Here is an 18,760-nt window from a genome sequence, read left to right as displayed (position 1 = left end):
ACGGATTTTGATTCCGTCATGCGTTGGTTCGAATCCAGCTAGCCCAGCCATAGAGAGCCATTAGCTCAGTTGGTAGAGCATCTGACTTTTAATCAGAGGGTCGAAGGTTCGAGTCCTTCATGGCTCATTTTAATAAGCGGAAGTAGTTCAGTGGTAGAACACCACCTTGCCAAGGTGGGGGTCGCGAGTTCGAACCTCGTCTTCCGCTCCATTTCTATATAAAAAAACATATTGGGGCCTTAGCTCAGCTGGGAGAGCGCCTGCCTTGCACGCAGGAGGTCAGCGGTTCGATCCCGCTAGGCTCCACCATACATATAAACGTACAACCTTTAAGCAATTTGCTTAAAGGTTTTTTTGTGTAGTTTCTACAAATTAGAATTGTATATATATTCAAAAAAGTGTCGAGTTGAGCCATCGCTCATTTAGCCGTTACAATAAGATAGTAGCAACATTTGTGATGGGGGGACATATTATGAATAAGCTTTCAATTATTGGAGTACCAATGGATTTAGGTCAAACTCGCCGAGGGGTCGATATGGGGCCAAGTGCGATACGATATGCAGGTGTTATGGAACGCATCGAGAATATTGGATATAGTGTAGAAGATAAAGGGAATATTGAAATTGCCTTAGCTGAACGAGTACATAGTGATGAAAATACAAACTTAAAGAATTTAAAAGCTGTAGCGGATGCTAGCGAAAGACTTGCTCAGACCGTAAGTGATGTTATTGCAAATAAAAGGTTTCCTTTAGTGCTAGGGGGAGATCACAGCATCGCTATCGGAACACTAGCAGGAGTAAGTCGTCATTATAAAAATTTAGGCGTAATTTGGTATGATGCACACGGAGATTTAAATACAGCAGATACGTCTCCTTCCGGAAATATTCACGGTATGCCATTGGCGGCAAGTATAGGTATAGGAGACGAAGCATTGACTCGAATTGGTGGCTATGCCCCTAAAGTCAAGCCCGAGAATATTGTGATTATCGGAGCCCGTTCTTTAGATGAAGGAGAAAAAGAGCTAATAAAGGAAAAAGGAATTAAAGTGTATACGATGCATGAGATAGATCGAATGGGTATGACAAAAGTAATGGAAGAAACAATTTTATATTTGCGTGATAAAACAGATGGCGTTCATCTATCACTCGATTTAGATGGACTGGATCCACATGATGCACCTGGAGTAGGAACGCCAGTTATCGGTGGAATAAGCTACAGAGAAAGTCATTTAGCTATGGAGATGTTGGCAGAATCTCAGCTAATCACTTCTGCCGAGTTTGTGGAAGTGAATCCTATTTTAGATGAGCGGAATAAAACAGCTACCGTAGCTGTTGCATTAATGGGCTCACTTTTAGGAGAAAAATTAGTATAAAACATTATTGCCTACCAAAAGGTACATGAAACATATGTGAAGATAAAAAAAAGAAGCTCTTAGTTCAGATTCTAGAGCTTCTTTATATAGAGAAAAACTTTTCATATTCATTTAATAGACCATCTAGCTCTGAGCTTACTCTCACCACTGTTAGTGATGATAAAGGATTTTCTGCTGCAAGAGTGACCATGTTATTTCTACATTCTTCAATTTGATTCAAAAGGTTTTCTTTTGTATGAGTCAAGCTTTCCACTCCTCTTCTTTTCATCTATACTAATTACATAACCTACGTACGATCTTTTTAAACGTATTTGACAAATTTTTGTTAAAATAATTAAGCATAAGTGAAACTTTATGATAAAGTACACGTATATATACTATCCCGCAATGGGCGGAGGTAACCGTTACATGGATTTATTATTAAAAAGAAAAATAAAAAAAGTAAAAAAAGGTGACCAGGATGCGTTTGCTGACATAGTAGAATATCACAAGGATAAACTTTTTCATCTATGTTATCGAATGCTAGGAAACCGGGAAGAAGCGCAAGACGCTGCACAAGAAGCGTTTATTCGAGCCTATGTAAATATTCATAGCTATGACACGAGTAAAAAGTTTTCCACCTGGCTATATCGAATTGCTACAAATCTTTGTATTGATCGAATTCGTAAAAAAAAGCCAGACTATTATTTAGATGCAGAAGTAGCCGGGACCGACGGGTTAAATATGTACTCTCAAATAGCTGCCGATCAGGCCTTACCAGAGGAAGAGCTAGAGCAAGTAGAATTGCAAGAATTCATTCAGTCGGAAATATTAAAGCTACCTGAGAAATATCGAACTGTCATTGTCCTAAAATATATAGATGAGCTGTCGTTAAAAGAAATCAGCGATATTTTAGACCTGCCTCTTGGTACGGTAAAGACTAGAATTCACAGAGGACGTGAAGCTTTAAGAAATCGACTTCGCCACTTGTAAGGAGTGAACTAAGAATGAAATGTCCAAAAATGTATGTAAACCTCATTCATGAGCATTTAGATGGAGATATTACAAAAGAAAATGAACTGTTATTAAAAGAGCATTTGCACCAATGCAAAGGTTGTCAGCAGCATATGCATCAGTTAAAAAGAACGATTGCATTTGTGCAAAGCACTTCTCATATAGAATTACCTATGAACTTTACAGCAGGTGTTATGGCCGGGTTACCACGTGAGAAGAATCGAATTCGAATGAATAGATGGTTTACAAACCATCCGATTCTTAGTGCAGCTGCTGTATTTGTACTGTTAATGTCCGGCACGGTGTTTTCAGCTTGGGAAACGGATGAAGACTTTTCTGTTTCAAAGCAGCCGAACCTGGTCATTCACGATAAAACAGTCGTTGTACCAAAAGGTGAGACCGTCAAAGGTGATATTACTGTGAGAAATGGCGATATTAAAATTGAAGGAAAAGTAGATGGAAACGTTACTGTTATACATGGTGATAAGTATCTAGCTTCTGCAGGAGAAGTGACAGGCAATATTGAAGAGTTAGACAAGATTTTTGACTGGGTATGGTATAACGTCAAAACTCATGCCAAGCAAGCTGTTGACTTTTAATAGTTAAACATAAAACCGTCCGCTTATCTTGTTAGAGAGGAACAGTGGACGGTTTTATTTATATAAAAAGAAGGCTACATTATATAGGAACAAGGATTTAAAAATAAGATGTAATTTACAGTGTAATTTTGTTTTATGGTATAATAAAACGGTTATGTTATCTTTATTACATATATAGAGGAAGTGAGAAGATGCCTATTGGAGACCTGCCAATCCTCTCATATTTAGGAAAAATTGTTGATGTTCTCCTGGTATGGTTCGTCATATATAAATTAATTATGGTCATAAGAGGTACAAAAGCAGTACAGCTTTTAAAAGGAATCACGGTAATTTTAGTTGTCCGCTTTATAAGTAACTTCCTTGGACTAAATACGTTGCAATGGTTAATGGACCAAGCGTTAACGTATGGATTTTTAGCTATTATTATTATCTTCCAGCCAGAGCTGCGCCGAGCGCTTGAACAGCTTGGGAGAGGACGTTTGTTTTCACGCAGTAATTTGCCTGAAGAAGATGAACGTACCGTTACAATTGAGGCGATTATAAAAGCAACGCATTATATGGCTAAAAGACGCATAGGTGCATTGATCTCAATTGAAAGAGAGACGGGTATGGGTGATTATATTGAAACAGGTATACCGCTCAACTCTAATATTTCTTCTGAATTATTAATCAACTTATTTATACCGAATACACCACTTCATGATGGAGCGGTTATTTTACAGCGGGATCAAGTAGCCGCTGCAGCATGTTACTTACCTTTATCTGAAAGTCCTTTTATTTCAAAAGAATTAGGTACTCGCCATCGTGCTGCTGTAGGAATAAGTGAAGTAACAGATAGTGTGACTGTCATTGTATCTGAAGAAACTGGAGGCATTTCCGTTACCAAAAACGGTGAATTGTATCGTGAATTGACCATTGATACATTAAGAGAAATGCTAGAAAAAGAATTAGTCACAACTTCTAAAGCAACTTCTTCCACTCGTTGGCAATGGAGGTTGAAGAAGAATGGATAAATTGATGAATCGATCGTGGGTTATGAAAATTATCGCGTTGCTGTTAGCCTTCATGTTATATTTATCTGTTAATTTAGATGATGGTGCCAGTTCATCAAATAAAATTCTGAACCGAAGCAGTTCTGCCAACACTGGAGTAGAAACATTAACAGATGTTCCGGTTCAAGTATCCTACAATGAGAAGAACAGAATTGTAAGAGGTGTTCCGGATACGGTCATTATGACACTGGAAGGTCCTAAAAATATTTTGGCTCAAACAAAGCTACAAAAAGATTATCAAGCTTATATTGACCTTAATAATTTAAGCTTAGGGCAGCATAGAGTCAAGGTTCAGTATCGAAATATCTCTGATAATTTAAACGTAGTGGTTAAGCCTGATATTGTAAATGTAACAATTGAAGAACGCGATTCAAAACAGTTTTCAGTAGAGGCAAGCTATGATAAAAATAAGGTCAAAAATGGGTATGAAGCAGGGGAAGCAACCGTTAGCCCAAGAGCCGTCACGGTAACGGGCGCATCAAGTCAATTAGACCAAGTTGCTTATGTAAAAGCTATTATTGATTTAGATAATGCTTCAAAAACAGTGACGAAACAAGCAACTGTTGTCGCATTAGACAAGAATTTAAATAAATTGAATGTAACAGTTCAACCAGAAACGGTCAATGTAACAATCCCGGTGAAAAATATTAGTAAAAAAGTGCCGATCGATGTGATTCAAGAAGGCACGCCAGGCGACGGTGTCAACATTACGAAGCTAGAGCCTAAAACAGATACCGTGAAAATTATCGGTCCATCTGATTCTTTAGAAAAAATCGATAAAATTGATAATATTCCAGTCGATGTTACCGGTATTACGAATTCTAAAGATATTAAGGTGAATGTCCCTGTTCCAGACGGAATAGATAGTGTAAGTCCTAAACAAATTACCGTTCATGTGGAAGTAGACAAACAAGGTGATGAGAAAGACGCAGAAGAAACGGACGCAAGTGCAGCTGAGACTAAGTCATTTAAGAATTTGCCGGTTTCTTTAACTGGTCAATCCTCAAAGTACACGTATGAACTGCTTTCTCCTACTTCAGTAGATGCGGATGTAAAAGGACCAAAATCTGATTTAGATAAGTTAACGAAAAGCGGCATTAGCTTGTCAGCGAATGTAGGGAATTTATCTGCTGGGGAGCACACGGTTCCTATTATAATAAATAGTCCTGACTCTGTTACATCAACACTATCGACTAAACAGGCAAAAGTTCGTGTAACAGCGAAAAAACAATCAGGGACAAATGATGAGCAAACGGATAAAGAAACAAGTGGAAGCACGAGCGATAAAGAAACAAAGCCAGACACGGGAACTGGATCAGGATCAGGAACAAATCCTGGGACGGGAAATTCAGGTGATTCAACTGATAAACCAAGCGAAGAGACTGATACACCTGAAGACAATACAGATACACCAACAGATAATACAGAAACTGGTGACGATAGTAGTAATCAAAGTGATGAAAATTCTACACCCGTAGATGGACAGACAGATAATACATCAGGAAACTAAATGTTTTGACATGAAGGAGAGAAAATTAATGGGTAAGTATTTTGGAACAGACGGAGTACGAGGAGTTGCCAATAGTGAATTAACTCCTGAGCTTGCTTTTAAAATTGGACGCTTAGGTGGTTACGTTCTAACAAAAGATGCAGAGCGACCAAAGGTATTAATCGGACGCGATACACGCGTTTCTGGTCATATGTTAGAAGGAGCGCTTGTTGCAGGCTTGCTTTCAATTGGTGCAGAAGTTATGCGATTAGGCGTTATTTCAACTCCAGGGGTAGCGTATTTAACAAAAGCACTTGGCGCACAAGCAGGAGTCATGATCTCTGCTTCACATAACCCAGTTCAAGATAACGGAATTAAATTCTTTGGTCCAGATGGATTTAAACTGTCAGATGCACAAGAGAATGAAATTGAAGCGTTAATGGATAGTGAAACAGATCAATTACCAAGACCTGTTGGGGGAGATTTAGGTCAGGTAAATGACTACTTCGAAGGTGGACAAAAATATCTTCAATACTTAAAACAAACGGTTGATGAAGACTTCTCAGGTATTCATGTTGCATTAGACTGTGCGCACGGAGCAACGTCATCGTTAGCAGCACATTTATTTGCAGATTTAGATGCGGATATCTCTACAATTGGGGCATCACCAAACGGATTAAACATCAATGACGGTGTAGGATCTACACATCCGGAAGCATTAAGTGCCTTCTTAAAAGAAAAAGGAGCGGATGTTGGGTTAGCATTTGATGGAGACGGAGATCGTTTAATCGCAATCGATGAAAAAGGCGAGATTGTAGACGGTGATCAAATCATGTTCATTTGTGCAAAGTACTTATATGAACAAGGACGTTTAAAGAAAAATACGCTTGTTTCTACCGTTATGAGTAACTTAGGCTTCTATAAAGCACTAGAAGCTAGCGGAATTGAAAGTGCACAAACTGGTGTAGGCGACCGTTATGTAGTAGAAGAAATGAAAGCTAATCAATATAACCTAGGTGGAGAACAGTCAGGTCATATTATTTTCTTAGATTACAACACAACAGGTGACGGTATGCTTTCAGCTATTCAGCTTGTAAACATTATGCAAGCAACGAAAAAGCCTTTATCAGAATTAGCAGCTGAAATGAAGAAGTATCCTCAGCTTCTTGTAAATGTAAAAGTAACGGATAAGCATCATGTTACAGATAATGAGAAGGTAAAAGTGGTTATTGAAGAAGTGGAAAAAGAAATGAACGGTAATGGCCGAGTACTTGTACGCCCTTCAGGAACAGAGCCGTTAGTACGTGTTATGGTTGAAGCACAAACACAAGAAGAGTGTGAAACTTATGTAACGCGTATCGTAGAAGTAGTAAAAGAAGAAATGGGCTTAGAGTAATTCATTAATTATATGCATAAGCGGTGACGTTTCGAGCTGCTTATGCATATTTTTATATTGTTGAGAAAAATTCTTGGAAATTATCTGATGCTAAAGGCTGTTTTTACAGATAGTAAAGAAGATAATTGACGTTTTCTCACTTCTTATTGTAATATTAAATCTGTTCGTCTCTTAATTTATGTAAAGGAGTGAACAATCTATTTTAAAAGTGAATACAAAGCGCCTGAACTAAGTAAAGGGACGGAAACGACTTAGTTGACGAGGAGGAGGTTTATCGAAGTATCGGCGGATGCCTCCCGGTTGTTGATTATCACGGCCGAAAACTTGATGTGAAAAACAATGAGGTGACTTATTGGACAAAAGCATTGAGATGATAATCATTGATGATGAAAAGAGACTCTCTTTTCATACATGAAGGAGGATTTTATCTATGTGCGGAATTGTAGGATATATTGGAACAGAAGATTCGAAAGAAATTTTATTACGTGGTCTTGAAAAGTTAGAATATCGTGGCTATGACTCAGCAGGTATTGCAGTTGTTAACAATGAAGGCGTACACGTATTCAAAGAAAAAGGTCGTATTGCAGAATTGCGTCAGGCAGTAGATAACAGTGTTGTAGCACCAGCAGGTATCGGTCATACGCGTTGGGCAACTCATGGTGTACCAAGCCAAGAAAATGCTCACCCGCATCAAAGTACATCTGGACGCTTCACGCTTGTGCATAATGGTGTAATTGAAAACTACGCTATTTTAAAACGTGAATATTTACAAGATGTAACGTTCAAAAGCGAAACGGATACAGAAGTAATCGTTCAGTTAATTGAAAAAATCGCAGCAGAAGGCTTAGATGTAGAAGAAGCGTTCCGCAAGACAGTAAGCTTGCTTCACGGTTCTTATGCACTAGCTCTTGTTGATAACGAAGATAAAAATACAATCTACGTAGCTAAAAACAAAAGCCCGCTTCTTGTAGGTGTTGGCGAAGGATTTAACGTTGTAGCAAGCGATGCTATGGCAATGCTTCAAGTAACAGATCAGTACGTAGAATTAATGGATAAAGAAACAGTAATTGTTACAAAAGAAGGCGTAACAATTAAAACGCTTGATGGTGAAGTGGTAGAAAGAGCACCTTACACAGCAGAGCTTGATGCAAGTGATATTGAAAAAGGTACGTACCCTCACTATATGTTAAAAGAAATTGATGAGCAGCCTTTAGTTGTTCGTAAAATCATTCAAGAGTATCAAAATGAAAACAATGAACTGCACATTGATGCAGACATTTTAGGAGCAATGGATGAAGCAGACCGCATCTATATCGTAGCATGTGGAACAAGCTATCATGCAGGCCTAGTAGGTAAACAATTCATTGAAACGTGGGCGAAGGTTCCGGTAGAAGTGCACGTAGCAAGTGAATTCTCTTACAACATGCCGCTTTTATCTGAAAAGCCACTGTTTATCTTTATTTCTCAAAGTGGAGAAACAGCTGACAGCCGTGCAGTATTAGTTCAAATTAAAGAACTAGGTTACAAAGCGTTAACAATCACAAACGTTCCGGGATCAACATTATCTCGTGAATCTGATTATACGTTATTACTTCATGCAGGTCCGGAAATTGCTGTAGCATCAACAAAGGCTTATACAGCTCAATTAGCAGTCCTATCAATTCTAGCGGCTGTAACAGCAAAAACACGCGGCATTGAATTAGAATTTGATTTAGTTCAAGAGTTAGCAATCGTAGCAAACACAATGGAAGTACTTTGCGACGACAAAGAAGAAATGGAAAGCATTGCTCTTCAATTCTTAGCAACAACTCGCAACGCATTCTTTATTGGACGTTCTGTTGATTATTATGTAGGTTTAGAAGGCGCGTTAAAACTAAAAGAAATCTCTTACATTCAAGCAGAAGGATTTGCTGGAGGAGAGCTTAAGCACGGAACAATCGCTTTAATTGAAAACAATACGCCAATTATTGCATTAGCAACACAAGAACATGTAAACTTAAGCATCCGTGGTAACGTAAAAGAAGTAGTAGCACGTGGAGCTAATCCTTGTATCATTTCAATGAAAGGATTAGAAACAGAAGAAGATCGCTACGTGATTCCGAAAGTTCACGAAACACTTTCACCACTAGCAGCGGTTATTCCTTTACAATTAATCTCTTACTACGCTGCATTGCACCGCGATTGCGATGTAGATAAACCACGTAACTTAGCAAAATCAGTTACTGTAGAATAATAAGGTTCTAGACACCCTTCTATTATAGAAGGGTGTTTTTGTATATAATTCTCATTGAGCTAAAAAATATATTTGCTTGCTTCATTTATTTTATATAATAGAGTAGGTAAATGAATGAAACTTATTTATAAAAAAGGAAGTGAAAAGTATTAGTGGAGTAGCTCAAAGTATAAAGTACGTGTTGCGAGGCATCTTTTTTGTCTTGTATTTTCCCTTTTATTTTGTATTTCAAATTTTGTGTAAGATATGGATATATTTTATCGCTAAGCCCCTCATATGGATAGGAACAAGAATTATTCAACCTGTCATTGATTTCATTTGGAGATACATTATACGTTTTTTATTCGTTTATCCTATTTCTTGGCTATGGAGTGTCCTCATCTATCCTTTTATTCTCTTCGTTTGGAAACGATGTTTTTTGCCTATAACTAGATTTATATGGAAGTATGTTTTATACCCTGTTTTATACATGGTTTGTTACCCTTGTTATCTTCTATGGAAATATGTTGTGCTGCCATTTTACAATGAAATTGTTATTCCCGTGGTTTCATTTTGTCAGCGTATATTCTTCTGTTTTTGGAAAGGAGTTAAGTGGATCATAATTCATATGATCTACTATCCCCTACGGTGGATTTGGGTGAGATGTATATACAAACCGCTGAAAAAGGTATATACAAAAATCATTCAGCCTGTTATCAAATGGTTTTCTCATTTATTTAGTTAACGAAATATACCAAAAGATTGCTTGTCTTTTTTAGGTATTAAACTCGAAAGATAAGAGGGAATTGATGTATAATAAAAACGGATATATCATTGCCTATTTATTTTATTAGATTCAATTTTGAAAGAGAGTGAAACAATATGGGCCGTAAGTGGAACAATATTAAAGAAAAGAAAGCGTCAAAAGATGCTAATACAAGTCGTATATATGCCAAGTTTGGCCGTGAGATTTATGTGGCTGCAAAACAAGGTGAGCCAGATCCAGAATCAAACCAAGCGTTAAAAGTTGTATTAGAACGCGCGAAAACATACAATGTGCCAAAAGCAATTATTGACCGTGCCATTGAAAAAGCAAAGGGCGGTTCAGAAGAAAATTACGATAATCTTCGTTACGAAGGTTTTGGACCAAATGGCTCAATGGTTATCGTAGATGCTCTTACGAATAACGTAAACAGAACAGCTTCAGACGTGCGTGCTGCCTTTGGTAAAAACGGCGGTAATATGGGAGTAAGCGGATCAGTAGCGTATATGTTTGATCCAACAGCTGTTATTGGTGTAGAAGGTAAAGATGAAGAAGAGACGCTAGAACTGTTAATGGAAGCAGACGTAGACGTGCGTGACATTTTAGAAGAAGAAGATTCTGTAATTGTTTATGCTGATCCGGATCAATTCCATGCGGTACAAAAAGCGTTCAATGATGCTGGTATTACGGAATTTACAGTAGCTGAGCAAACGATGCTTGCTCAAAATGATGTAACTCTTCCTGAAGATGCACAAGCTCAGTTTGAAAAAATGATTGATGCATTAGAGGACTTAGAAGATGTGCAGCAAGTATATCACAACGTTGATTTAGGATAATAGTGAAAGAGGCAGACCTATCAAAGAGGTCTGTCTTTTTTTATAGGCCGTGTGAAAAGCATCTATTGACCCTTTCCCTTCGTTTGGAATATGGTAAGATAATGAATTAAGAATAGAAAATAGTAGAATTTTATAAGGAATAAATGGAGGGAAAGCAGTTGAAAAAATTAATGGTGGGGATGGCGTTAACAGCTACGCTTGCAACGGCTGTAACGCCTGGCTTTGGCTCAATTGGGGGAAATCAAGAAAAGGCATATGCAGCAACAGTTACATATAAAGTAACGGCAAGCAAGCTAAATGTGAGAAGCGGAGCGGGAACGAATTACGGGATTATCGGCAGCGTAGTAAAAGATCAAACACTATCCGTGGTGAGCAAAAGCGGAAGCTGGTACAAAATTAACTATAACGGCCGCACAGGCTATGTAAGCAGCGATTATGTACAGTCATCAGGAACAACAGCGCCACCAGCAGAAAGCACAACGTATACAGTAACGGCAAGCACGCTGAATGTAAGAAGCGGAGCGGGCACCAACTACGCATCTATAGGAAGTGTGACAAAAGGCCAGAAGCTGTCTGTGATGAGCAAAAGCGGAAGCTGGTACAAAATTAACTACAACGGCCGCACGGGCTACGTAAGCAGCGATTATGTACAAGCATCGGGAACAACAACGGCCCCAACAATGCCACCAGCAGAAAGCACAACGTACACAGTAACGGCGAGCACGCTGAACGTAAGAAGCGGAGCAGGCACCAACTACGCATCTATAGGAAGTGTGACAAAAGGCCAGAAGCTGTCTGTGGTGAGCAAAAGCGGAAGCTGGTACAAAATTAACTATAACGGCCGCACAGGCTATGTAAGCAGTGACTATGTACAGGCTTCAGCTACAGCGTCTCCAAAGCTCGTAGTCGATTCTTTTAAAACGTTAGGCAACGCTCAGCAAGTCATCTTGGTTACAGCAGATAACTACGATACGAAGTCTGCTAAAATTCAAACATTTGAAAAAGTTGATGGAAAATGGAAGCAAGTTTTAACTGCGAACGGTGTACTTGGACAAAAAGGATTCGCTTTAGCGAAAAAAGAAGGAGATATGGAGTCTCCGACAGGGAAATATACAATTGGCACAGCATTCGGACGCTATGCAAATCCTGGAACTAAGCTTCCATATCGAAAGATTACATCAAATGATGTGTGGGTAGACGATTCAAAAAGCTCTCTGTATAATACGTGGCAGCAAAAGCCAGCGAATGGCCGCTGGACGAGCGCTGAGAACATGGATATCCCGGCTTATGATTATGGGTTTGTCATTAATTATAATGAATCTAGAACCCCAGGAAAGGGAAGTGCAATCTTCTTTCATGTAGGAACAAATTATACAGCAGGATGTACGGCCACTTCTAAAGAACAAGTTGTCTCTATTTTAAAATGGTTAAATCCAGAGAAAAATCCAGTTATTATTCAATCTCCTGTAAGTGAATTAGATAAATATTAAGTTAGAAAGCAGCTGAATTCGTGTAATTCAGCTGCTTTTTTATGTAATTAAAAGCTTTGTCCGTCTGTGGTACGACAAAGTTAGTTTTCCTATTCATTGAATGAAAGCGTTTAATCTCTTACGATTAAAGTATCACCACGTAGAGAAAGGAAGAGAGCAAATGGCTCAATCTAATATAAAAGTAGCTGTACAAAAATTTGGGAACTTTCTAAGTTCAATGGTTATGCCAAATATCGGAGCATTTATTGCATGGGGACTTATTACTGCTTTATTTATTCCAACAGGCTTTTTTCCAAATGAAAGCCTTGCCAAACTAGTGGATCCAATGGTCAAGTATTTGCTTCCGCTGCTAATCGGCTACACAGGAGGAAAGCTTGTACACGATCAGCGCGGAGGCGTTGTAGGTGCTATCGCGACCATGGGCGTCATTGTTGGATCTGATATTCCGATGTTTCTAGGCGCTATGATTATGGGGCCGCTGGGCGGCTATATCATCAAGAAGTTTGACCAGTTTATTGAAGGTAAAGTCAAAACAGGATTTGAGATGTTAATTAATAATTTCTCAGCAGGTATTCTTGGAGGAATTCTAGCGATTCTAGCCTTTTTAGGAGTTAGCCCAGCTGTGGACGGATTTACAGGTGCACTTGTAGTGGGTGTAGATTGGATGGTTGCACATGGCCTTCTTCCTCTTACAAGTATTTTAATTGAACCAGCTAAAATTTTATTTTTAAACAATGCCATTAATCACGGCATTTTATCTCCGATTGGCGCAGAACAAATTCGAACAAACGGACAGTCCATTCTATTGTTATTAGAAACAAATCCTGGTCCGGGATTAGGAATTCTGTTAGCGTATTGCTTCTTTGGAAAAGGAACAGCAAAACAGTCAGCACCGGGAGCGGCCATCATTCATTTTATTGGCGGAATTCACGAAATTTACTTCCCTTACGTTTTAATGCGTCCTCTTCTAATCATTGCGGCTATTTTAGGAGGAATGAGCGGAGTATTTACATTTGTTCTTTTAGGAGGAGGCTTACAAGCCGTTGCTTCACCAGGAAGTATTTTGGCTATTTTAGCTGCTACACCAGGTAATGCAGGCAGCTATGTTGCAAATATCTCAGGTGTTCTTGTTGCAGCCATCGTATCGTTTATTGTAGGTTCGTTAATTTTAAAAACGGGCAAGCAAACAGAAGATTTGGACGAAGCAGCTCGCAAAATGCAAGAGATGAAGGGCAAGAAGAGCTCTGTAGCAGGAAGCTTTACAAAACAGCAAGGCGACGTACCAGCAAGCGTTCAAAAAATTGTTTTTGCCTGTGACGCAGGTATGGGATCGAGTGCAATGGGCGCCTCTCTTCTTCGCAAGAAAGTTAAACAAGCAGATTTAAATATTTCGGTAACAAATACAGCTATCAGTAATATTCCAAGTGATGCTCAAATCGTTATTACACAGGAAGAGCTAACGCCAAGAGCTCAAAACAAAGTTCCAGATGCGTATCATATCTCGGTGGATAACTTTCTATCTAGCCCGGAATATGACAAACTAATTGATCAACTAAAAAATGATCATACTACTTCTAAGGCGGAAGAAGAAAAGAACGTATCTGCAGAAAACTATACAGATAGTAATGATGGTTTATTAAAAGAAGAAAACGTTTTCTTGAATCAGCACTTTTCTTCTAAGGAAGAAGCAATTCGATTTGCAGGAAGTGTGTTAGTAAAAGGCGGATATGTAGAAGAAAACTATGTTGAAGCGATGATTGAGCGAGACAATATGACTTCTACTTATATGGGAAATGACGTAGCGATTCCGCACGGTACGGAAGAAGCGAAAAAGAACGTTTTAAGATCAGGTTTTACAGTAATTCAAGTTCCAGAAGGCGTTGATTTTGATGGTGAGAAAGTTCGTTTGATTTTCGGAATTGCCGGAAAAGACGGCACCCATTTAGAAATTTTATCTGGTATCGCGATTACATGTTCTGATATGAACAATATTGAAAAGATGGTTCATGCCAAATCAGCTAAAGAATTAATGGCTATTATTCAAAGTAACTAACGGGATAGAAAGGCATGAAGATGCCTTTTTATCCTTTGTTTATAAATAAGAAAAGAGTTGATGTTCTTGTTTATTACTTCAAGAGAAAAATCAATCATTGAGTTAATTATTAAAACGGCAGGAAAGCATACAGCACTTACACTTGCTACTTTTTTGAATGTAAGTGTAAGAACCGTTCACCGAGATTTGAAGGCAATTGAATCAATACTTGAAAAATTTGATTTAAAGCTGATTCGTACACAAGATGAAGGACTAATGATTGAAGGTAAAAATGAACAAATTTTTCGTCTTATCCAAGAGCTGATGAAGATTAAAACGACGGATCAGTCTCCACAGGAAAGAAAATTAATTCTTTTAATTCTTCTTCTAGAAGAAGGAGATTCATTTAAATTACAAACGCTGGCTAAAGACTTAGAAGTAAGTATTACTACACTAACTGCTTATCTAGATGAATTAACAGAGTGGTTAACCACATTTGACGTTTTCCTTCATCGAAAGAGAGGGGTCGGAGTAGAGGTTCAAGCTACTGAAGCCAATAAACGGAACGCATTAGCCAATTATTTTCTTGTCCACTTTAATGAAGAGTTAATTGAATGTTTGTTTCTAGTAGAAAATCACCAGCATACGGATGAAACGATTTTGCATTATTTTTATCCGAATTATTTAGCAGAAGTAGACCGAATTGTACATCAAGCGATTAATCAGCATCATTCTAAGCTGGCTGACAGCGATTATATAGGGCTCATTGTTCATATTTGCATTATGATACAGCGAACGAAAAAGCAAATGTATCTAGAAGACGACGGCGGCCAAACGGAAGAGCTGGTGAGTGAACTGTTCTTAATGAAGGATATTTGCCGCGAAATTGAACGGGTATTTTCTCTTTCTTTCACGGAAAAAGATATTCATTTCTTAGCAGTACGACTGCGTGCAGCTAAGTTCCAAACTACTAGAGACGTATATTACGACAGCGTAGTGGTTGGGCAGATTATTAAGAATATGATTTCTCATGTTTCTGTTCAGCTTAACACCGACTTGACCGGTGATTTTTCCCTTTACCAAGGGCTGCTTGCTCATATGGAACCGGCAATTTTTCGTCTTAAGCAAAAAATGGAGCTTTTTAATCCATTAACGGAAGAGATTAAGAAAAAGTACCCTGTTTTATTTATGGCTGTGAGAAACAGTATCGATCAAGAGCTGCCGGATTTAGTTTTTCCAGATGATGAAGTGGCATATCTTGTTTTGCATTTCGGTTCAACGCTAGTGCTAAAAGAAGAAGTCATGGAAATTCAGGCACTGATTGTCTGTCCAACTGGAATCGGCACTTCGAAAATGTTAGCTAGCCGTATTCGTAAAGAGATTCCGGAGATTAATTCAGTTGTCATTAAATCGGTAAAAGAAATCAAAGAAGCGGCGCTTGAAGGGTATGACGTAGTGATTTCAACAGTAAGACTTCCTTTTTTAAATGTCGATTACATTTTAGTCAATCCACTCTTAACCGAAGAGGATATTCAGTCCGTTCAGAATTTTTTACAGAAAAACATTCAAAAGTTAACCAAAGATAAGGGCTATCGTTCGTTCCAATATAAAAATAAGACCGTCTTTACACAAAAACCCTCTTTTGAGGAAACGATGAAGCAAATTAAAGATGTGCATGGAAGTATCGAATCAATTCTTCAAAACCTTAGAATGTATCGATTTTCGGATGCAGTGAGTCATGATCAAGTGATTTCGCACGTAGTAAAAGCAGCTGAAAAAGAACGTTTAATAACCAATGCCAGCTGCGTTATTGATCAGCTTAAGGAACGAGAAAACAAAGGCGGTTTAGGTATTCCGCAAACGAGTATGGCACTGTTCCATTGCCGTGAACATCACGTGAAAGAGCTGATTTTTCAAGTTTCACATTTAGAACAGCCTTGCACAGTTAAAGGTATGGACGGAACAAACATGCAGGCGCGTAACCTTCTATTAATGCTAGCACCTGAGGAGTTAAGTGAAGTACAGCAAGAAATCTTAAGTTTAATTAGTACAAGTTTAATTGAAGATCATGAAGCAATGATGGTTTTTTCGTCTTCGAACGAAGAGATAATTCGCACAAGGCTAGAGGATACGTTTCATGAGTACCTTCGAAATAATTTGATAAAGGAATGATTTTTGTGAAACAAGCAGTTCATTTTGGAGCAGGTAATATTGGGCGAGGATTTATTGGGGCATTATTTTCTCAAAGCAACTATCACGTTACATTCGTAGATATTGCTGAAAAGATTATTAATCAGTTAAACACAGATGAAGGGTATAACGTAATAACAGCCGCAGAGCACCCAGAGACATTAGCTGTTCAAAACGTATCTGGTTTAAATAATCTGACGCAAGAACAAGCAGTCATTAAAGCGATTAAAGAAGCAACGTACATTACGACAGCCATCGGACCGAACGTTCTGCCTCGCATTGCTCCTTTAATTGCTAAAGGTTTGGCTGAGCGTGTGAAAACAAGCGACGAAAAGGTATATATTATTGCATGTGAAAATCAAATCTCTGCGACAGATTTATTAAAAGGCTATATTTTTGATGCGCTGGATGAAGAGACAAAAGCTCATATGGTAAATAAGGTCTTTTTCTTCAATTCAGCTGTAGATCGTATCGTACCTCTTCAACACAACCAAGGTTCGCTTGATGTTTTAGTAGAATCCTATTATGAATGGGTAGTAGAGGCACCTGAAAATATTCCTTTTGTAGAAGGAATGACGATTGTGCCTGACCTTGCTCCTTTTATTGAAAGAAAGCTATTTACAGTAAATACAGGACATGCGGTGATTGCATATTTTGGTTATTTAAAAGGAAAAGAAACGATTGATCAAACGTTAAGAGATTCAGATATTTACCAACAAGTACAGCAAACGCTACGAGAAACAGGAGACTATCTAATTAAAAGATATGACTTAGATAGAGAGGAACACGAAGCCTACATCGTAAAAATTATTGAGCGCTTTAAGAATCCTCATTTAAATGATTCAGTTAAACGGGTAGGAAGAGCGCCAATTCGCAAGCTTGGACCTCAGGATCGTTTGATTCGTCCAGCGCTAGAAGCAAAAAAAGCGGGCCTTTCTTATACCCACTTAGCGAAGGCCATCGCTGCTGCGCTTCTATTTGACCCGCAAGAAGATAAAGAGGCTATGAAGCTTCAAGCGAATATTCATGATTATGGTATTGAGTATGTGTTAAAAGAGATCAGTGGGTTAGAGGCAAGTAATAATTTAACAAAAGAAATCATTGCTCAATATCATGCTTTAAAATCGTAAATGACTCTAATACGTGTAAACAGTCCATTTTAAATGGGCTGTTTTTCTTTTTGTAGAAAGGGAATGTTTGTGTATAGGAGGATGATAAAATGGTAGCTATTACTCACGTTGGATTAGCTGTACCTGATGTAGAAGAAGCCGTCCAGTGGTATGGGGAAGTTTTAGGTTTTAAGCTGATTGCCGGTCCTTATACGTTTAATGCGGAGGAAGAAAAAGCTGAAAATATGACTCAAGATTTACTAGGGTCTCATATTAAAAAAATGAAAAATGCTCACATGACAGCTGATAACCAGGTAGGCATTGAACTGTTTGAATTTAATAAGCCGCAAATGCCTCTTGTATTAAAAGACAGCGATGAGCAGTATCAAAGTTATTTTCACATGTGTTTAATAGTCGATGACGTGGAAAAATTAGCGGATAAAATCGAACAATCAGGCGGTAAAAAGCGTAGCCAAGTATGGAATACAAGACCTGGAAAACCTTATTACTTAATTTATTGCGAAGATCCGTTTGGGAATATTATTGAGCTATATTCACATAGTACGGAGCTCATGTATGGGAATAAAGAAGAATAAAAGCTTATCCACATTTTTTGGATAAGCTTTTATTTTTCACAGCTGTCCGTAGCCATATACCTTTGCCAGCTCTTCGAAGGTTTTTGATGAATACGTAATAGTTACAGATGTTCCTACTGCTACTTTATCGAATAGTTCTTCCACATCCGCATTGTGCATCCGTACGCAGCCGTGGCTTACATATTTGCCAATGCTAGCTTCTGAGTTATTCCCATGAATACCGTATGTGTCGCCGGTTGTTCCGTTTGCATTAAGCCCTAGCCAGCGAGAGCCAAGAGGATTATTAGGAGCGCCTCCTGCAATGTGCCCTGTATAGTAAGGGCGATTTTTAATTTTGTTAACAATCTTGAAAAAGCCTACCGGCGTATCGTTCCATGTTTTTCCCGTAGCTACTGAATACGTCTTTTCTAACTTTCCGTTATGAAAATAAGCAAGCTGATTTGTTTTTTTATTAATAATAATTAAATCTTTACTTGCTGTGTTTTCACTTGCGTCCGCCGTGCTTGCTGTATAAGAAATACTGATAATAGCTGCGAGACACAAAGCCGCTGCTCGCAGTAGAATTTTTCTCACGTTCTAGCCATCTCCTCTATTGTTCGATTACATATTTGATGAATTACATGCTATTAGT

15 protein-coding genes and 3 tRNA genes are annotated in these 18,760 nt (G+C 38.4%); 16 read left to right on the top strand and 2 right to left on the bottom strand.

Annotated features, from left to right (window positions below; genetic code table 11):
- Positions 1-54: 54 nt before the first annotated feature.
- The 4 genes from ACNHOZ_RS26640 (at position 55) to rocF (ending at position 1,372) form a co-directional block, all read left to right on the top strand.
- Positions 55-127: transfer RNA gene (locus ACNHOZ_RS26640), tRNA-Lys, on the top strand.
- Between the two features lie 9 nt (positions 128-136).
- Positions 137-211 (top strand) — tRNA-Gly (locus ACNHOZ_RS26635).
- A 22-nt stretch (positions 212-233) separates the two neighbouring features.
- Positions 234-309, top strand: a tRNA-Ala gene (locus ACNHOZ_RS26630).
- 163 nt (positions 310-472) lie between these two features.
- Positions 473-1,372, top strand: a complete 900-nt coding sequence (rocF, locus tag ACNHOZ_RS26625) for an arginase (RefSeq protein WP_048022388.1) — start codon at positions 473-475, stop codon at positions 1,370-1,372.
- Positions 1,373-1,454: 82 nt separating this feature from the next.
- Here rocF and ACNHOZ_RS26620 read toward each other — a convergent pair whose 3' ends face one another.
- Positions 1,455-1,625: an aspartyl-phosphate phosphatase Spo0E family protein gene (locus ACNHOZ_RS26620; protein WP_223260213.1), complete on the bottom strand. Its 171-nt coding sequence runs from the start codon at positions 1,623-1,625 to the stop codon at positions 1,455-1,457.
- Positions 1,626-1,780: 155 nt separating this feature from the next.
- On the opposite strand from ACNHOZ_RS26620, the gene sigW reads away from it, so the two are divergent.
- The 12 genes from sigW to ACNHOZ_RS26560 all read left to right on the top strand — a co-directional run bounded on the left by sigW (position 1,781) and on the right by ACNHOZ_RS26560 (position 18,129).
- Positions 1,781-2,344 (top strand): RNA polymerase sigma factor SigW, encoded by a 564-nt coding sequence (sigW, locus tag ACNHOZ_RS26615; protein WP_013054969.1) that lies wholly within the window; start codon positions 1,781-1,783, stop codon positions 2,342-2,344.
- Positions 2,345-2,358: 14 nt separating this feature from the next.
- Positions 2,359-2,964 (top strand): anti-sigma factor family protein, encoded by a 606-nt coding sequence (locus ACNHOZ_RS26610; protein ID WP_013081391.1) that lies wholly within the window; start codon positions 2,359-2,361, stop codon positions 2,962-2,964.
- 191 nt (positions 2,965-3,155) lie between these two features.
- The gene (gene cdaA, locus ACNHOZ_RS26605) at positions 3,156-3,977 is read left to right on the top strand and encodes a diadenylate cyclase CdaA (protein WP_013054971.1); all 822 of its coding nucleotides are present in this window, start codon (positions 3,156-3,158) and stop codon (positions 3,975-3,977) included.
- A complete protein-coding gene (locus tag ACNHOZ_RS26600) occupies positions 3,970-5,526 on the top strand; it encodes a CdaR family protein (protein WP_048022386.1) in 1,557 nt (518 codons plus the stop codon). The genes cdaA and ACNHOZ_RS26600 overlap by 8 nt, the downstream gene beginning before the upstream one ends.
- A 28-nt stretch (positions 5,527-5,554) precedes the next feature.
- The gene (glmM, locus tag ACNHOZ_RS26595; protein ID WP_048022383.1) at positions 5,555-6,901 is read left to right on the top strand and encodes a phosphoglucosamine mutase; all 1,347 of its coding nucleotides are present in this window, start codon (positions 5,555-5,557) and stop codon (positions 6,899-6,901) included.
- Positions 6,902-7,331: 430 nt separating this feature from the next.
- Positions 7,332-9,134 (top strand): glutamine--fructose-6-phosphate transaminase (isomerizing), encoded by a 1,803-nt coding sequence (glmS, locus tag ACNHOZ_RS26590; protein ID WP_014461996.1) that lies wholly within the window; start codon positions 7,332-7,334, stop codon positions 9,132-9,134.
- A gap of 861 nt (positions 9,135-9,995) precedes the next feature.
- Positions 9,996-10,712: a YebC/PmpR family DNA-binding transcriptional regulator gene (locus tag ACNHOZ_RS26585; RefSeq protein WP_013054976.1), complete on the top strand. Its 717-nt coding sequence runs from the start codon at positions 9,996-9,998 to the stop codon at positions 10,710-10,712.
- A gap of 143 nt (positions 10,713-10,855) precedes the next feature.
- On the top strand, positions 10,856-12,202 hold the full coding sequence (locus tag ACNHOZ_RS26580) for an SH3 domain-containing protein (RefSeq protein WP_048022381.1): 1,347 nt from the start codon (positions 10,856-10,858) through the stop codon (positions 12,200-12,202).
- Between the two features lie 160 nt (positions 12,203-12,362).
- Complete coding sequence (locus ACNHOZ_RS26575) at positions 12,363-14,255, top strand: PTS mannitol transporter subunit IICBA (protein ID WP_048022379.1); 1,893 nt, start codon at positions 12,363-12,365, stop codon at positions 14,253-14,255.
- Between the two features lie 60 nt (positions 14,256-14,315).
- The gene (locus ACNHOZ_RS26570) at positions 14,316-16,406 is read left to right on the top strand and encodes a BglG family transcription antiterminator (protein ID WP_048022377.1); all 2,091 of its coding nucleotides are present in this window, start codon (positions 14,316-14,318) and stop codon (positions 16,404-16,406) included.
- 5 nt (positions 16,407-16,411) lie between these two features.
- On the top strand, positions 16,412-17,554 hold the full coding sequence (locus tag ACNHOZ_RS26565; protein ID WP_048022370.1) for a mannitol-1-phosphate 5-dehydrogenase: 1,143 nt from the start codon (positions 16,412-16,414) through the stop codon (positions 17,552-17,554).
- A gap of 89 nt (positions 17,555-17,643) precedes the next feature.
- A complete protein-coding gene (locus ACNHOZ_RS26560) occupies positions 17,644-18,129 on the top strand; it encodes a VOC family protein (protein ID WP_048022368.1) in 486 nt (161 codons plus the stop codon).
- A 36-nt stretch (positions 18,130-18,165) separates the two neighbouring features.
- Here ACNHOZ_RS26560 and ACNHOZ_RS26555 read toward each other — a convergent pair whose 3' ends face one another.
- A complete protein-coding gene (locus ACNHOZ_RS26555) occupies positions 18,166-18,702 on the bottom strand; it encodes a L,D-transpeptidase (protein WP_048022366.1) in 537 nt (178 codons plus the stop codon).
- Between the last annotated feature and the right edge of the window lie 58 nt (positions 18,703-18,760).

Source organism: Priestia sp. D51 (genome assembly GCF_053345675.1).
The sequence above is the reverse complement of the archived record's forward strand: the minus strand, read 5'-3'. Positions and strand labels throughout refer to the sequence as shown.

What these genes read in the sequence shown, in the direction of transcription:
- ACNHOZ_RS26570 (WP_048022377.1), top strand. Translation starts at nt 14,316, where the DNA reads ATGTTCTTGTTTATTACTTCAAGAGAAAAATCAATCATTGAGTTAATT.
- ACNHOZ_RS26585 (WP_013054976.1), top strand. Translation starts at nt 9,996, where the DNA reads ATGGGCCGTAAGTGGAACAATATTAAAGAAAAGAAAGCGTCAAAAGAT.
- cdaA (WP_013054971.1), top strand. Translation starts at nt 3,156, where the DNA reads ATGCCTATTGGAGACCTGCCAATCCTCTCATATTTAGGAAAAATTGTT.
- ACNHOZ_RS26575 (WP_048022379.1), top strand. Translation starts at nt 12,363, where the DNA reads ATGGCTCAATCTAATATAAAAGTAGCTGTACAAAAATTTGGGAACTTT.
- ACNHOZ_RS26600 (WP_048022386.1), top strand. Translation starts at nt 3,970, where the DNA reads ATGGATAAATTGATGAATCGATCGTGGGTTATGAAAATTATCGCGTTG.
- ACNHOZ_RS26610 (WP_013081391.1), top strand. Translation starts at nt 2,359, where the DNA reads ATGAAATGTCCAAAAATGTATGTAAACCTCATTCATGAGCATTTAGAT.
- ACNHOZ_RS26580 (WP_048022381.1), top strand. Translation starts at nt 10,856, where the DNA reads ATGGAGGGAAAGCAGTTGAAAAAATTAATGGTGGGGATGGCGTTAACA.
- ACNHOZ_RS26560 (WP_048022368.1), top strand. Translation starts at nt 17,644, where the DNA reads ATGGTAGCTATTACTCACGTTGGATTAGCTGTACCTGATGTAGAAGAA.
- glmS (WP_014461996.1), top strand. Translation starts at nt 7,332, where the DNA reads ATGTGCGGAATTGTAGGATATATTGGAACAGAAGATTCGAAAGAAATT.
- sigW (WP_013054969.1), top strand. Translation starts at nt 1,781, where the DNA reads ATGGATTTATTATTAAAAAGAAAAATAAAAAAAGTAAAAAAAGGTGAC.
- glmM (WP_048022383.1), top strand. Translation starts at nt 5,555, where the DNA reads ATGGGTAAGTATTTTGGAACAGACGGAGTACGAGGAGTTGCCAATAGT.
- rocF (WP_048022388.1), top strand. Translation starts at nt 473, where the DNA reads ATGAATAAGCTTTCAATTATTGGAGTACCAATGGATTTAGGTCAAACT.